The following is a 15,549-nucleotide window of genomic DNA, read 5'->3' on the forward strand; positions in this document are numbered from 1 at the left end:
CGAGACAAGGCCTTATCTGGATATTGATATGCCCCTCGTAAAACACATTGTCATGTGGAACCTGAAAGGTGACACCGAGCAGGAAAAACATGACACCGCGGATCTGCTCAAGCGTGCCTTCGAAGGCCTCAATGGGTTGATTCCCGGAATGCTGAGCCTGGAGATCGGTATCGATTTCAGCCGCATCGAATACGCCTGTGATGTCGTGCTGTATTCCGAGTTCGAATCCACCGAGGCCCTGCAAGGCTACGCCACGCACCCCGAGCATGCGCGGGTGCGGGCCGAACTGGATGGACTGCGTATCACCCGGCATCAGGTCGACTACCTGGCCTAGTCACTGCGAACGCAGTGGCGACCGGCGAGCCACGCCGATAGTCACGCAAGCCCTCTGCGGAGGGTTAACCCGAACGCCGCTGCGTTCACCCGTGGTACTCGCCGAGCGATTCGTCGCTCGGTGGAAAAATAAGAAAGGAGCCACTGTATGAGCACCAAGACCATCTTGAGTGTTTCCGATCTGCGCAAGACCTACGGCGGCATCGTTGCGCTCAACGATGTCGACCTGGAGCTGCGTGCCGGTGAGATCCACGGCCTGTGTGGAGAGAACGGCGCCGGCAAGAGCACCCTGGTGAAGATCCTCGGTGGTCTGGTCGCGCCCAGCGCCGGTCACGTCGAAGTCGACGGCCAGCGCCTGCGTTACGGCAAGCGTACCGACCCGCGCCTGATCTCCATCGTGCACCAGGAACTGTCGATCATTCCCGGGCTGTCGGTGCTGGACAACGTGCTGATGGGCGACGAACGCGTGCGTCCGCTGTACCTGCGCGGCCGCTTCGAAGCCGACGTGCGCAAGCAGATCGACGGCCTGGGCCTGGGTCACCTCGACCTGCACCAGCCCGCCAGCGAACTGACCCTGGCCGAGCAGCAACTGATCGAAATTGCCCGTGGCGTGGCCCGTGGCGCTCGCGTACTGCTGCTCGACGAACCCACGGCGACCCTGGCCGACAGCGAGATCCACCGCGTCTTCGACGCCGTGCGCTGGATGCGTGACCAGGGCACCACCGTGGTCTTCATCAGCCACCGCCTGGCTGAGGTCTTCGAGCTGACCGACCGCATCACCGTGTTCCGCAACGGCGAGCGCATCCTCACCCGTCCGACCAGCGAGATGAACACCGGGGAACTGGTGCGCGCGATGATCGGCCGCGACGTACATCGCCGCCAGGCCAGCGAATACGCGCCGACCATCGAAGGCACGCCGCGCCTGAGCCTGGAAGGCGTATCGGTGGGCAACGTGGTTGCCCCGCTGGACCTCACCGTGCAGCCGGGACAGATCATCGGTTTCGTCGGTCAGCTCGGCTCCGGCGCCGACTTCCTCGTCGAAGCGCTGGCCGGTGTGCGCGACTACCGTGGCACCCTGCGCCTGGACGGTGAGGCCGCCGATATCGCCTCGCCGAAGAAAGCCATCGCCCAGGGCGTGGCCTATGTTCCCGAGGACCGTGCCGGCAAAGGCGTGTTCCTGGAAACCAGCGTGGCCACCAACGTCACCGCGTCGGTGCTGGATCGCTTCACCGTCGGCGGCCTGCTCAAGACCAAGGCCGAAGCCCAGGAAGCCCGTGACCTGGCCGTGCGTTTCGCCATCGACCCGCGTCGCCTGCCCAGCCAGGTCTCGCACCTGAGCGGTGGCAACCAGCAGAAGGTGGCCATGGCCAAGGCCGCTGCCCTGGCGCCACGCCTGCTGGTGCTCAACGAGCCAACGCGCGGCGTGGACATCGGCGCCCGTGCGGAAATCTACGAGCAACTGCGCGCCATGGCGGCAGAGGGGCTGACCATCGCCTTCTTCTCCACTGATTTCGAGGAAGTGCTGGAGCTGGCCGATCGCGTGGTCACCATCTTCCGCGGCAGCGTGGTCAATGACCGTGGCATCGCCGACGTCAGCATGGAAAGCATCCTCAACGACATCATCCATGGTCACGACGAATCGGGGAGGGCGGCATGAACGACAGCGCCAACACCACCCTGACCGCCACCCAAGGGAGCTCCGCTCGCATGAAACCCTTCCTTTCGGATGTCGCCGCCGCGCTGTTGCGCCCCGAGCGACTGCAGGCCAACGGCATCAAGGTCGCGACCCTGGTGCTGCTGCTGTGGGCCTGGTTGTCCATCGACAACTTCGGTTCCACCGCCAACGTCAACGCCATCATGTACTCGGTGGCCGCCATCGGCATCGCCGCCGTGGGCATGGCCTTCATCACCCTGAGCGGCAACCTGTTCATGCTGTCGATGGCTGCCACCGCTGCGCTGTCGACCATCGTGTTCGCCTCGTTCCTGCACCTGGGCCTGTTCCCGGCGATGCTGATCGTCGCCGCGGCCGGTATCGTCATCGGTCTGGTGCAGGGTGTGGTGGTCGGCATTGGCAAGGTCAACCCGATCATCGCCACCATCGCCGTGTCGTCGATCCTGATGGGCGCCGCTGCGCTCTACTCGGGTGGCCTGACCATCGTTGGCCAGGGTGACGCGTCCTGGCTCGGCGTGGGCAGCTACGCCTCGATCCCCAACCAGCTGCTGCTGTTCGTCGCCTTCGCCCTGTTCGCCGAGTTCGTCGTGCAGCGCACCCGCTTCGGCCGCGAGCTGCGCCTGATCGGTCTGAACCGCACCACCGCGACCCTGTCCGGTATCCGCATCGGCCGTACCCTGGTGCTGAGCTTCGTCTTCGCCGGTTTCGCTGCCGCGCTGGCGGGCTGCCTGTTCGCCTCCCAGGCGACCCAGGGCAACCTGAAACTGGGCGCCGGCCTGGACTTCGATGCCATCGCCGCGGTGCTGGTGGGTGGCGTGTCCATCCGTGGCGGCCACGGGCGCATCATCGATGCCGCCTTCGGTGCGCTGTTCCTGGCCATCGTCAGCAACATCCTGCTGGTCAAGGGCCTGTCCTTCGAGATTCAACTCATGGTCAAGGGGCTGGTGGTGATATTCGCCGTGATCCTGGGTGCCCTGGCTATCGGTCTGAGGAAATCGTGATGAACCTGACGTCTTCCCGCGCCCCGCTGCGCGCCATCGGCGGCAACGCCGGTCTGTTCCGCATCGTCCTGCTGCTGGCCACCCTGGCGCTGTTCGCCGGGCTGCTCAGTGACTTCGGCAGTGCCCGCAACAGCTATGCGCTGCTGCAATCCTTCGCCCTGCTCGGCCTGGTTACCCTGGGCCTGTCGCTGACCATGTTGGCCGGCGAGTTCGACCTCAGCGTCGGCTCGATGGTCGCCGTCGGCGGCCTGATCACCCTCAAGGTGGGCGGTGGCGACAACCTCTGGCTGGGCATTTCGGCGGCTGTGGGTTTCGCCGTGCTGGTCGGCCTGTTCAATGCCCTGGTGTTCGCCTGGCTGCGCCTGTCGTCGCTGGTGATCACCGTCGGCACCATGATCGCCCTGAGCGGCTTCGCCTTCTGGCTGGCAGACGGTCGCGTGGTCAGCATCGACAACTTCGATGCCGGCTCGCTGCTCGACGACCAACTGCTGGGCGTGTTCTCGGTGCGCAGCCTGATCACCTTCGGCGCCTTCCTGCTGGTGTTCGGCCTGCTGCGCTACACCCGCCAGGGGCGCGACATCCTCGCCACCGGCAGCCATGCCCACGCGGCCAAGGCCAGTGGTGTGTCGACCACGCGGGCCTACTCCTGGGTGTTCGTGCTGTCGTCGGTGTTCGCCGCCCTGGCCGGCTCGCTGCTGTCGATCAGCCTGGCCACCGCCTCGGCGACGATGGGTAACAACATCCTGCTGCAGGCCGCCTCGGCGGCGATCATCGGCGGCATCGCGCTGGCCGGTGGTATCGGCGGCGTCGGTGGTGTGCTGATCGGCGTGCTGATCCTCACCGCCCTGAACAACGGCCTGGGCCTGCTCGGCGCCAGTGCCGCGACGATCCTGTTTGCCAACGGCCTGGTGCTGTTGCTGGTGGTGCTGTTCGACGGCCAGCTCGGCGAATGGCTGAAGAAAATGATCCGTAACCGCTAATCCACGGCCACCTTACAGAGGTGCTCGGGGCCACCGGCCCGCGAGCACCCTTCATCGATAAATCGAAGAGGAACCGCAGTATGTCCAAGCAAGCCGCACTGTCTTTCAAACTGCCCGACGCCGTTGTCGTTTCGGGTGCTTCCTCCGGTCTGGGCAACGACCTCTGCCGCCTGCTGGTGGAGAGTGGCGTGACCACCATCGGCGTTGACGTGGCCAAGGCCACCGACGACCTGGTCAACCTGCAGGGCTACAGCCACATCGCGGGCGACGTCTCCGAAGAAGGCACCTGGGAGCAGGTCGTCGAGCGCCTGCGCGCCGGTGGTCACAGCAGCTACGGCCTGGTCACCTCCGCTGCGATTCTCGACGTGGGCACCATCCTGGAGTTCTCCAAGGAGTCCATCGAGCGCACCTTCCGCGTCAATCTGGTCGGCACTGCCCTGGCGATGAAAGCCCTGCTGCCGCTGATGATCGAAAGCGGTGGCGGCCCGATCGTTGCCGTGGCCAGCATCGACGCCACCTTCGCCGAGCAGCAACTGGCCGTGTACGCCGCCTCCAAAGGCGCTGTGCGTCAGCTGGCGCGTACCGTCGCGATGGACCACGCCCGTGAAGGCATCCGCGTCAACGTCCTGAGCCCCGGCCCGATGCTGGCCGGTCTGTTCAAGCGTCACCTGTCCTCGGCGGCCGATCCGGATCGCTTCCTGGCCACCCGTGCTGCACGTCAGCCGGCCGGGCGCATCCACGAAGCCGAAGAAGTGGCGAACGCGGCGATGTTCCTGCTGTCCAGCGGCGCGACCGGCATCAACGGTGCCGACCTGATCGCCGACGGCGGCCTGACCACCAGCTTCGACTTCCGTACCGGCAGCGAAGGCGCTTCGGTCTGAGTCGTGATCCATCCAACGGCGTAACGCTCCCGCCCAGTGGGCGGGAGTGTGAGCCGAGAAGAACAACAAAGAGGCACATCCGATGAAAACCAACCTGCAAGACAAGATCGTCTTCGTCACCGGTGCCGCCCAAGGCATCGGGCGCGCCACCGCGCTGGCGTTCGCCGCCGAAGGCAGCCGCCTGGCGCTGCTCGACATCGACGTGGCGGGCCTGGAAACGGTCAAGGCCGAAGCCGAAGCACTGGGCGCGAAAGCGTTCGTCACCCGTGCCGACCTGTCCAGCGGTCCTGGCATCGAGCAGGCATTCAACACCGCCCTGGAACACTACGGTCAGCGCATCGACGTACTGATCAACAACGTCGGCTCCGGCGCCGTGCGCCTGTTCGACGACCTCAGCGACGAAGCCTGGGACGCCACCATGCAGCTCAACTTCATGAGCTACGTGCGTACCTGCCGCAAGGTGCTGCCGCTGATGCGTGCGCAGCAGTCCGGGGTGATCGTCAACAACGCGTCCGACCTGGCGCGCCAGCCGGAATCCTGCCCGATCGACTACTCCGCCTCCAAGGCGGCGGTGCTGGCCCTGACCAAGGGTCTGGCGCGTGCCGAAGGACCGAACATCCGCATCAACGCCGTGGCCCCGGGGCCGATCTGGACACCGTTCTGGACCAAGCCGGGTGGCTTCGCCGAGACCCTGGGCGAGGTGCACAACCTGCCGCCGATGGAAGCCGTGGAGCACGAGATGTCGCTGCGTCAGCTGCCGATGGCGCGCCTGGGCACGCCGGAAGAAGTGGCCAACGTGATCCTGTTCCTGGCGTCGGACCTGGCGTCGTTCGTCACCTCCAGCGTCTGGGGCGTCGACGGCGGTAGCGTGCGCTCGATCATCTGATCGGCTAGCCAGGTTCGCCCGGCACCCTGAGTTCCCGAGTTCAGCGGCGGTCGCTTGCGATCGCCGTGACGGCCCCCTGCTGCCTGGAGAAAACCGGCACAGGCGTTTCAAGACGGCCCTGCCAGTGCGGGTGCCCTGCATAACAACAACAAGGTACATGAGCATGAAACCGAACAACGTACGCTTTGCTTACTCGCTTTTGACCCTGATGATGGCCGCCGCCACCGCGCCGACCGTCCTCGCTGACGACTCCGAGTGGATGCTCGGGGACTGGGGTGGCCTGCGCACCGAGCTGCGCGACAAGGGCTACGAATTCCAGATCAACTACACCGGTGAAGCTGCCGCCAACGTCTCCGGCGGCTACAGCTCGCACCGCACCGGTCGTTACGCTGACCAGTTCTACCTCGGCACCCACCTGGACCTGCAGAAGATCCTCGGCTGGGACAACGCTGACTTCCAACTCGGCGTTACCGAGCGCAGCGGCCGCAACATCACCGGCGAGCTGAGCGACCCGCGCACCGGTGGCCTGGGCTCCGTGCAGGAAGTCTACGGCCGTGGCAAAACCTGGCGCCTGACCCAGATGTGGTACCGCCAGTCGTTCTTCGACAAGGCACTGGACTTCAAGGTCGGCCGTTTCGGTCCGGGTGAAGACTTCGCCTCCTTCGACTGCAAGTTCCAGAACCTGGCGTTCTGCGGCGCGCAGATCGGCAACTGGGCCGGCGACATCATTTACAACTGGCCAGTCAGCCAGTGGGCCGGTCGCGTCAAGCTGTCCCTGACGCCAGACACCTACGTGCAGGTCGGTGCGTTCGAAATGAACCCGTCCTACCTGGACCCGGACAACGGCTTCAAGCTCAGCGGCAGCGGCAACAAGGGCGCGATGATTCCGGTCGAGCTGGTGCATCAGCTCCAGCTGGGCGGCCTGCCGGGTGAGTACCGCATCGGTGCCTACCGCAGCTCGGCCAGTGCCGACGACGTGTACCGCAACACCGACGGCGCACCGCTGGCGGTGGACGGTGGCGATCCCAAGTCCCATGGCAGCAAGCATGGCTACTGGGCCGTGGCCAAGCAGCAGGTCTGGGCGGATGCCGGCAATGCCGCGCGTGGCCTGAACCTGTTCGCCACTGTTACCCTGCACGACAAGGACACCAGCAAGATCGACCGCTTCATGAGTGCAGGCCTGACCTACACCGCGCCGTTCGACAGCCGTCCGAAGGATGAAATCGGTTTCGCCGTGGCCAACATCCACGTCAACGACCGCTTCAGCGACAACCAGCGCCTGACCAACCGTGTCAGCGGCGCGGTCGACTACAACGACGCCAACTACCTGCCGGTGCAGGGTTCGGAAACCAACGTCGAGCTGTACTACGGCCTGCAAGCCACTCGCTGGCTGGTGGTGCGTCCGAACGTGCAGTTCGTCGGTCGTCCGGGTGGTGTCAGCGCGGTCGATGATGCCTGGATCGCCGGTGTGAAATTCAGCACCGACTTCTGATCCACCTCCGTGGCGGGCGCACCCAGCGCCCGCCCTTCTCATGCAAAGGATAAATCTCATGCTCTATGCCATTCACTGCCTCGACCACGCCAACGGCGTCGACCTGCGCCTGGCCAACTACGATGCGCACAAGGCTTACCTGGCGGCCGCCAGCGTACAGACCGTGATCTCCGGTCCGCTGCTCGGTGCCGACGGCGAAACCATGATCGGCAGCCTGTTCGTGGTGCGCGCCGACGACATCGAACAGGTCCGTGCCTTCAACAGCAACGACCCCTTCGCCAAGGCCAATGTCTGGGCGCGGGTGGATATCAACCCGTTCAACATGCGCGTCGACAACCGCTAAGGGTTGCTTCGCGCCCGTCCTGCACGACGCGTTCGACTCGACTCTGCATCACGGCAATGGGAGCGATTCATGAGCACTCCTGAACAGGCGCGTTTCCCGGCCTGCACGCGGCGCTTGCGCCTGGGTTTCGTGGGTGGTGGCCAGGGCTCTTTCATCGGCGAAGTGCACGCCATGGGCGCGCGCTTGAGCAACCGCTGGGAGGTGACCGCCGGCGCGCTGTCGTCCACGTCGGACAAGGCCCTGGCATCCGGGCGTGCCTGGCTGCTCGCCGAAGAGCGCATCTACAGCGATTACCGGCACATGGCCGCCGCCGAGGCGCAGCGGCCCGATGGCATCGACGCCGTGGTGATCGCCACGCCCAACCACACCCATTTCGCCATCGCCAAGGTCTTCATGCAGCACGGTATCCACGTGATCTGCGACAAGCCGCTGTGCAACACCCTGGCGGAGGCCGAGGAGCTGGTCGCCCTGCAGCGCGAGACCGGAGTGGTGTTCGCCGTCAGCTACTGCTACGCCTCCCACGCGATGGTGCGGCAGATGCGTGAAATGGTGGATGCCGGTGCGCTGGGCCGCCTGTGCCAGGTGCATGTCGAATACTTCCAGGACTGGGCCATCGACCTGCCGACCGCAGCGGATGGCGGCACGCCCTGGCGTCTCGACACCGCCCTCAGCGGGCACTCCTTCACCACTGCCGACATCGGCACCCACGCTCATCACCTGGCGTGCTTCGCCACGGGGCTGGACCTGCATAGCCTGCGTGCGGATTTCCATACCGTCGGCAATCCCAAGCCGCTGGAAGATACCGCCTTCATCCAGCTGCGTTTCGCCGGTGGCGTTCCCGGCACACTGATGACCTCGCAAGCGGCAGCCGGTACCCACTGTGACCTGCGCATCCGTCTGTTCGGCGACAAGGCCTCGCTGGAATGGCGTCAGGAAGACCCCGAGCACCTGTGCTTCGCCGAGCCGGGCAAGCCCAAGGTGCTGATGACCCGCGCGGACCTCGGCTGTGGTCCCTCGGTGCAGCGCCTGCAACGCATGCGCGCGGGCTTCCCCGAAGGCCTGACCGATGCCTGGGCCAACCTCTACAGCGAAATCGCCGTGGCCATCCAGGCACAGCAACAAGGTGTCGACCTGCCGCCTGGCCTGGTCAATTTCCCTACCGTGAAGGCAGGACTCGATGGGGTGCGCTTCACCGACGCGGCGATCCGCTCCAACGCGGCGAATGGGGCGTGGGTCGAGCTGTAGCGTGGGGCGCGTCTGTGCGTCGCTAGCGCGTAGCGCCGCCGGGTGATCCACCCTTGGCGGCGGGATTCGCGGCTGAGCCTCAGCGTGCCGGCGCGACTGCGCCGTGCAGGAAGAACTGTTCGAGCATGGCCACCGACTGCGCGCTGGCCAGGCGGCCACGGCGTTCGGCGTCGACGATGCCGTAGATCAGGGAGAGGAACATCTCGGTCATTGCGGCGGCGCTGATGTCGATGCGCAGCAGGCCGGCCTGCTGGCCGCGCAGGAAGAAGGCGTCGAGGGCATCGCAGTGGGGCTGCCAGAGGGCCTGTTCCTTGTCCAGCTCGACGAAGGAATGGCACTGGAACATCAGGAAGATCATCAGCTCGCGGTGGGTCATGTGATCGACGATCAGCTGGCGCAATGCCTGGCTGGTTTCGTCACCCGTCATGTAGGGCGAGGTGATGATCTGGTACATGACCGCACGGCTGTGGGTCATGAGCATGTCCACCAGGTTGTCCCGTGTGCCGCAGAAGCGGTGCAGGGTGGCCTTGTTGACACCGGCCGCTTCGGCCAACTCCTTCAGCGTTGCCCTGGGGCGCTCGATGATGGCCACGGCCAGGGCCTTCAACAATTTTTCATCGTTCGACATCGAGACTCTCTTGCCTCCGACTATCCGGGTAGGCGGCATTTTGCCGAAATAACCCACGAGCTCAATAGGGACATACATTTTTGCACACAATTGCCTCCCTTGAGTCAATATTGACTCACAAGGATTAAAAATCGATCATTCGCGCCTTTCTAGTATTTGATGCCGAGGGAAACATGGTGAGGTTGCGCGAATGGGGTGTCATCGGCCTGATCACGCTAGGTCTGGTCGGTTGCGGTTCGCCTTCTGAAGACCAGCAGGAGCAGACCGCACGCGAGGTGGAAATACTCGAGGTAAGCACCGAGGCCTTCTCGCAGGTGGCCGAGTTGCCCGGTCGCATCGAGCCGATGCGCGTTGCCGAAGTGCGCGCGCGGGTGGCCGGCATCGTGCTGGAGAAGCGTTTCGAGGAGGGCGCCGACGTCAAGGCCGGCGACCTGCTGTTCCAGATCGATCCGGCGCCGTTGAAGGCCGCCGTTTCCCGTGCCGAAGGTGAACTGGCCCGCGCTGAAGCCGAGCTGTTCGACGCTCAGGCCCGGGTCAAGCGCTATGAGCCGCTGGTGAAGATCGAAGCGGTCAGCCGGCAGGATTACGACAGCGCCAGCGCCGTCCTGCGCAGCGCCCAGGCCAATCGCCGCTCGGCCCAGGCGGACCTGGAAACTGCGCGCCTGAACCTGGGTTACGCCTCGGTCAAGGCGCCGATCTCCGGCCGTATCGGTCGGGCGCTGATCACCGAAGGCGCGCTGGTCGGGCAGGGCGAGGTCACGCTGATGGCGCGCATCCAGCAGCTCGATCCGGTCTATGTCGACTTCAACCAGCCGGTGGCCGAGGCCCTGCGCCTGCGTGAGGCGCTGCAGAACGGCAGCCTGACCCAGGCCGACAAGAGCCTGAGCATCCGCATCGAAGGCACCGACTACGTTCGTGAGGGCAGCCTGCTGTTCACCGATATCGCGGTGGACCCGGGCACCGGCCAGATCTCCCTGCGCGGCCGCTTCGACAATGCCGACGGCCTGCTGCTACCGGGGCTGTATGTGCGTGTGCTCGCGCCGCAGGGCACCGATGCCGAGGCGATCTTCGTGCCGCAGCGCGTGATCAAGCGCAATGCCGATGGCAGCGCTCACCTGCTGGTGGTCAGCGCGGACAGCAAGGCCGAGTCGCGCGATGTCGAGACGGGTGTCATGCAAGGCGCGCGCTGGCAGATCCGTAGCGGTCTGCGGGTCGGCGACAAGGTCATCGTCAGCGGCCTGAGCGCATTGTCCCCGGGCGACCCGATTTCTCCCAAGCCATCCCAGGATCAACAAGCCGCCCGTCAGTGATGTTCACCTGACGGCGACGAGGAATACCCATGTCCCTGTTTTTCATTCGGCGACCTAACTTTGCCTGGGTGGTCGCCCTGTTCATCTGCCTGGCCGGCCTGCTGGCCATTCCCTTCCTGCCGGTAGCGCAGTACCCCAACGTCGCGCCGCCGCAGATCAGCATTTCCGCCACCTACCCGGGCGCCTCGGCGCAGGTGCTGGAGGACTCGGTGACCAGCGTCATCGAGGAGGAGCTCAATGGCGCCAAGGGCTTGCTGTATTTCGAGTCCACCAGCAACTCCAACGGCATCGCCGAGGTCATCGTCACCTTCCAGTCGGGCACCAGCCCGGACCTGGCCCAGGTGGATGTACAGAACCGCCTGAAGAAGGCCGAAGCACGCATTCCGCAGGCGGTACTCAACCAGGGCATCGCGGTCGAGCAGACCAGTGCCGGCTTCCTGCTGGTGTACTCGCTCAGCTACAAGAACAGCGACCCCGACCAGGACACCACCGAACTGGCCGACTACGCCGCGCGTAACATCAACAACGAGCTGCGCCGCGTACCCGGCGTCGGCAAGCTGCAGTTCTTCGCCGCCGAAGCGGCCATGCGTGTGTGGATCGATCCGCAGAAGCTGGTCGGCTACGGGCTGTCCATCGACGACGTCAGCACCGCCATTCGTGGGCAGAACGTGCAGGTGCCTGCCGGTGCCTTCGGTAGTTCGCCGGGTAGCAGCGAGCAGGAACTGACCGCCACCCTGGCGGTGCAGGGCACCCTGAAGAATCCCGAGCAGTTCGCCCGTGTGGTGCTGCGCGCCAACCCGGACGGTTCCAACGTCACGCTCGGTGACGTCGCGCGTATCGAGATGGGCAGCCAGGACTACAACTTCGCCGCCCGCTTCAACGGCAAGCCATCGGTGGCCGGCGCGATCCAGCTGTCGCCCGGTGCCAACGCGATCCAGACGGCTGCCGCGGTCAAGCAGCGCCTGGCCGATCTGTCGGTGAACTTCCCGGATAACGTCGAGTTCGACGTGCCTTACGACACCTCGCGCTTCGTCGAGGTGGCCATCGAAAAGGTGATCTACACCCTGATCGAGGCCATGGTGCTGGTGTTCCTGGTGATGTTCCTGTTCCTGCAGAACATCCGCTACACCCTGATCCCGACCATCGTGGTGCCCGTGTGCCTGCTTGGCACGCTGACCATCATGTACATGCTCGGCTTCTCGGTGAACATGATGACCATGTTCGGCATGGTCCTGGCCATCGGCATCCTGGTGGACGACGCCATCGTGGTGGTGGAGAACGTCGAGCGGATCATGGCCGAGGAAGGCCTGGCACCGGTGCCGGCGACGATCAAGGCGATGGGTCAGGTGTCCGGCGCCATCGTCGGCATCACCCTGGTGCTGTCGGCGGTGTTCCTGCCGCTGGCGTTCATGGCCGGCTCGGTGGGCGTGATCTACCAGCAGTTCTCGCTGTCGCTGGCGGTGTCGATCCTGTTCTCCGGTTTCCTCGCCCTGACGTTCACGCCGGCGCTGTGCGCCACGTTGCTCAAGCCGATTCCCCAGGGCCATCACGAGAAGCGCGGTTTCTTCGGCGCATTCAACCGCCGCTTCACCGGCCTGACCGAGCGTTACACCGCGCTCAACTCGAGCCTGGTGAAACGCTCCGGGCGCTTCATGCTGATCTATGTCGCGCTGGTGGTGCTGCTTGGTTTCTTCTACCTGCGCCTGCCGGAATCCTTTGTGCCGGTCGAGGACCAGGGTTACCTGATCGTCGACGTGCAGCTACCGCCAGGTGCCACGCGCATGCGTACCGACACCACCGGCCGCGAGCTGGAGGCGTACATGATGTCGCGCGACGCGATCGAGTCGTCGTTCCTGGTGCTGGGCTTCAGCTTCTCCGGTATGGGCGAGAACGCGGCGATCTCCTTCCCGCTGCTCAAGGACTGGTCCGTGCGCGGCAAGGACCAGGGCGCCGATGCCGAGGCGGCGGCGGTCAACACGCATTTCGCCAACCCGGACGACGGCACCATCATGGCGGTGACACCGCCACCGATCGAGGGCCTGGGCAACTCCGGCGGCTTCTCGCTGCGCCTGCAGGACCGTGCCGGTCTCGGCCGCGAGGCCTTGCTGGCGGCGCGCGACAAGGTGCTGGGCGAAGCCAACGGCAACCCGAAAATCCTCTACGCGATGATGGAAGGCCTGGCCGAGGCGCCGCAGTTGCGCCTGGACATCGACCGCGAGAAGGCGCGCACCCTGGGGGTGAACTTCGAGTCGATCAGCAATGCGCTGTCGGCGGCCTTCGGCTCCACGGTGATCAACGACTTCACCAACGCCGGCCGCCAGCAACGCGTGGTGGTGCAGGCCGAGCAGGCGGACCGGATGACCCCGGAAAGCGTGCTGCGTCTGTACGTGCCCAACACCAGCGGCGAGCTGGTGCCGCTGAGCGCCTTCGTCACCACCCACTGGGAGGACGGTCCGGTACAGGTTGCCCGCTACAACGGTTACCCGGCGATCAAGATCTCCGGTGACTCGGTGCCGGGTGTCAGTACCGGTGAGGCGATGGCCGAGCTGGAACGCATTGCCGCTGAACTGCCGGTGGGCATCGGTTACGAGTGGACCGGCCTGTCCTATCAGGAACGGGTCGCCAGCGGCCAGGCGACGGCGCTGTTCGCCTTGGCCATCGTGGTGGTGTTCCTGCTGCTGGTGGCGCTCTACGAGAGCTGGGCGATTCCGCTGTCGGTGATGCTGATCGTGCCCATCGGTGCGCTTGGTGCGGTGCTGGCGGTAACCGCCGTGGGCATGCCTAACGACGTGTACTTCAAGGTCGGCCTGATCACCATCATCGGCCTGGCGGCGAAGAACGCCATCCTCATCGTCGAGTTCGCCAAGGACCTCTGGGCCCAGGGCTACACGCTGCGCGATGCGGCGATCGAAGCGGCGCGCCTGCGCTTCCGCCCGATCATCATGACCTCCATGGCGTTCATCCTCGGCGTGGTGCCGCTGACCCTGGCCACCGGCGCCGGTGCGGCCAGCCAGCGTGCCATCGGTACCGGGGTAATCGGTGGCATGTTCAGCGCGACCCTGCTCGGGGTGATCTTCGTGCCGATCTGCTTTGTCTGGGTGCTGTCGCTGCTGCGTCGTCGCCAGGCCACCACCGAAGCGGCCCCGAACCGCGCTGCCGAGGAGTGATGCTCATGCCACGTAATTACCTGAGCCTGCCCGCTGCCCTGGGCCTGACCGCATTGCTGGCCGGCTGTTCCCTGGCACCGACCTACGAGCGCCCGTTGGCGCCCGTGGCCGATGCCTGGCAGGACACCACCGCGAGCGAGGCGGCTGCACTCGACTGGCAGGGCTTTATCGTCGATGCCGATCTGCGCGAGCTGGTGAATGCCGCGCTGGGCAACAACCGCTCGCTGCGCCAGGCCCTGCTGGATATCGAGCAGGCCCGCGCGCAATACCGCATCCAGCGCGCCGACCGGGTGCCGGGGCTGAACGCCTCGGCCAACGGCAATCGCCAGCGCCTGCCGGCCGACCTGTCGCCCGATGGCCTTGGCGGTGTGTCGTCCAGCTACCAGGTAGGCCTGAGCCTGCCGGAGTACGAGCTGGACCTGTTCGGCCGTGTGCGTAACCTGTCCGACGCGGCGCTGGAGCAGTACCTGGCCAGCGAAGAGGCGGGCCGGGGTGCACGCCTGGCGTTGATCGCCGAGGTGACCCAGGCCTACATCAGCTACGACAGTGCCCAGCGCCGCCTGGCGCTGACCCGGCAGACCCTGGACAGCCGCGAGTCGTCGCTGGACCTGCTGGCGCAGCAACGTACGGCGGGCACCGCCAGCGCCCTGGATTACCAGGAAGCGCTGGGCCTGGTCGAACAGGCACGGGCCGAGCTGGAGAGCGACCTGCGGCAGAAGGCCCAGGCGCGCAACGCCCTGACCCTGCTGGTCGGCACGCCGGACGCCGGCACACTGCTGCCGGAGAAACCGCGCGAGCAGCTGTTGCTGGTGCAGGACATCGCACCGGGCACGCCGTCGCAACTGCTTGAGCGACGCCCGGATATCCTCGCCAGCGAGCACCGGCTGAAGGCACGTCACGCCGATATCGGTGCGGCGCGTGCAGCATTCTTCCCGCGCATCTCGCTGACCGGCGCCTACGGCAGCTCCAGCGCGGAGATGTCCGGCCTGTTCGATGGCGGCTCGCGCTCGTGGTCGTTCATGCCGTCGCTGTCGCTGCCGATCTTCGCCGGTGGCCGCAACCGTGCCGGGCTGGACCTGGCCGAAGTGCGCAAGGAGTCGGCGGTGGCCGAGTACGAAGGCACCATCCAGACCGCCTTCCGCGAAGTTGCCGATGCCCTGGCCGCCAGCGATACCCTGCGCCGCGAGGAGCGGGCCCGGCGTGCTCTGGCCGACAGCAGCCAGGAAGCACTGAAGCTGGCGCGCGCCCGCTACGAAGGCGGCGTGGACAGCCATCTGCGCTACCTCGACGCGCAGCGCAGCAACTTCACCGACGAAGCCGGCTACATCGCCGTCAGCACCCAGCGTCAGCTCGCCCTGGTCGACCTGTTCCGCACCCTGGGCGGCGGCTGGGCGCCCTGAGTCACTGCTTCACGTGTCATGAACAAGGCGCCCGCGAGGCGCCTTTTTCATGCCTGATGTTTCCATCTCCTGTTGCGCGCGCCCGGTGCAGGGCCAGCCGTAGGGTGGGTTAGACGCCGGTCGCGATCTTCAGCTGGTACGCAGTCCCTGGCGTCATCGCCCACCAGAGGCTGCGTATCCCACGTCATGAGGTCATGGTCTTTTCCAGGCT

13 protein-coding genes are annotated in these 15,549 nt (G+C 65.7%); 12 read left to right on the plus strand and 1 reads right to left on the minus strand.

From position 1 onward, the window contains the following. Positions 1 to 28: 28 nt before the first annotated feature. The 9 genes from ACWPW0_RS00680 to ACWPW0_RS00720 all read left to right on the plus strand — a co-directional run bounded on the left by ACWPW0_RS00680 (position 29) and on the right by ACWPW0_RS00720 (position 8,833). On the plus strand, positions 29 to 334 hold the full coding sequence (locus ACWPW0_RS00680; protein WP_447588047.1) for a Dabb family protein: 306 nt from the start codon (positions 29 to 31) through the stop codon (positions 332 to 334). 147 nt (positions 335 to 481) lie between these two features. Further along, positions 482 to 1,990, plus strand: a complete 1,509-nt coding sequence (locus ACWPW0_RS00685) for a sugar ABC transporter ATP-binding protein (protein WP_447588049.1) — start codon at positions 482 to 484, stop codon at positions 1,988 to 1,990. Further along, a complete protein-coding gene (locus tag ACWPW0_RS00690; RefSeq protein WP_447588050.1) occupies positions 1,987 to 3,006 on the plus strand; it encodes an ABC transporter permease in 1,020 nt (339 codons plus the stop codon). Before ACWPW0_RS00685 ends, ACWPW0_RS00690 begins: the two co-directional genes overlap by 4 nt. Next, complete coding sequence (locus ACWPW0_RS00695) at positions 3,006 to 3,986, plus strand: ABC transporter permease (protein WP_447588052.1); 981 nt, start codon at positions 3,006 to 3,008, stop codon at positions 3,984 to 3,986. The genes ACWPW0_RS00690 and ACWPW0_RS00695 overlap by 1 nt, the downstream gene beginning before the upstream one ends. Before the next feature lie 80 nt (positions 3,987 to 4,066). Further along, complete coding sequence (locus ACWPW0_RS00700; protein WP_447588054.1) at positions 4,067 to 4,867, plus strand: SDR family NAD(P)-dependent oxidoreductase; 801 nt, start codon at positions 4,067 to 4,069, stop codon at positions 4,865 to 4,867. 82 nt (positions 4,868 to 4,949) lie between these two features. Continuing rightward, positions 4,950 to 5,753, plus strand: coding sequence for an SDR family NAD(P)-dependent oxidoreductase (locus ACWPW0_RS00705; RefSeq protein ID WP_447588056.1), 804 nt, complete (start codon positions 4,950 to 4,952; stop codon positions 5,751 to 5,753). Positions 5,754 to 5,916: 163 nt separating this feature from the next. Further along, on the plus strand, positions 5,917 to 7,245 hold the full coding sequence (locus ACWPW0_RS00710) for a carbohydrate porin (RefSeq protein ID WP_447588058.1): 1,329 nt from the start codon (positions 5,917 to 5,919) through the stop codon (positions 7,243 to 7,245). 58 nt (positions 7,246 to 7,303) lie between these two features. Next, on the plus strand, positions 7,304 to 7,588 hold the full coding sequence (locus tag ACWPW0_RS00715) for a YciI family protein (protein WP_447588060.1): 285 nt from the start codon (positions 7,304 to 7,306) through the stop codon (positions 7,586 to 7,588). A 69-nt stretch (positions 7,589 to 7,657) separates the two neighbouring features. After that, entirely contained in the window at positions 7,658 to 8,833 is a 1,176-nt protein-coding gene (locus ACWPW0_RS00720; RefSeq protein ID WP_454254124.1) for a Gfo/Idh/MocA family protein, read from the plus strand. Positions 8,834 to 8,912: 79 nt separating this feature from the next. On the opposite strand, the gene ACWPW0_RS00725 is transcribed toward ACWPW0_RS00720, so the two are convergent. After that, positions 8,913 to 9,461 (minus strand): TetR/AcrR family transcriptional regulator, encoded by a 549-nt coding sequence (locus ACWPW0_RS00725; RefSeq protein ID WP_454254125.1) that lies wholly within the window; start codon positions 9,459 to 9,461, stop codon positions 8,913 to 8,915. Between the two features lie 173 nt (positions 9,462 to 9,634). Between ACWPW0_RS00725 and ACWPW0_RS00730 the strand changes: the two genes are divergently transcribed. From ACWPW0_RS00730 to ACWPW0_RS00740, 3 genes are read left to right on the plus strand one after another with little or no spacing between them, the layout of a single operon-like run. Beyond that, complete coding sequence (locus ACWPW0_RS00730; RefSeq protein WP_454254126.1) at positions 9,635 to 10,771, plus strand: efflux RND transporter periplasmic adaptor subunit; 1,137 nt, start codon at positions 9,635 to 9,637, stop codon at positions 10,769 to 10,771. A gap of 29 nt (positions 10,772 to 10,800) precedes the next feature. Next, the gene (locus ACWPW0_RS00735) at positions 10,801 to 13,938 is read left to right on the plus strand and encodes a multidrug efflux RND transporter permease subunit (protein WP_454254127.1); all 3,138 of its coding nucleotides are present in this window, start codon (positions 10,801 to 10,803) and stop codon (positions 13,936 to 13,938) included. 5 nt (positions 13,939 to 13,943) lie between these two features. Continuing rightward, positions 13,944 to 15,338 carry an efflux transporter outer membrane subunit gene (locus ACWPW0_RS00740; protein ID WP_454254128.1) on the plus strand — a complete coding sequence of 465 codons (1,395 nt, stop codon included), beginning with the start codon at positions 13,944 to 13,946 and terminating at the stop codon, positions 15,336 to 15,338. Positions 15,339 to 15,549: the final 211 nt, after the last annotated feature.

The organism is Pseudomonas sp. Marseille-Q8238 (assembly GCF_965111915.1).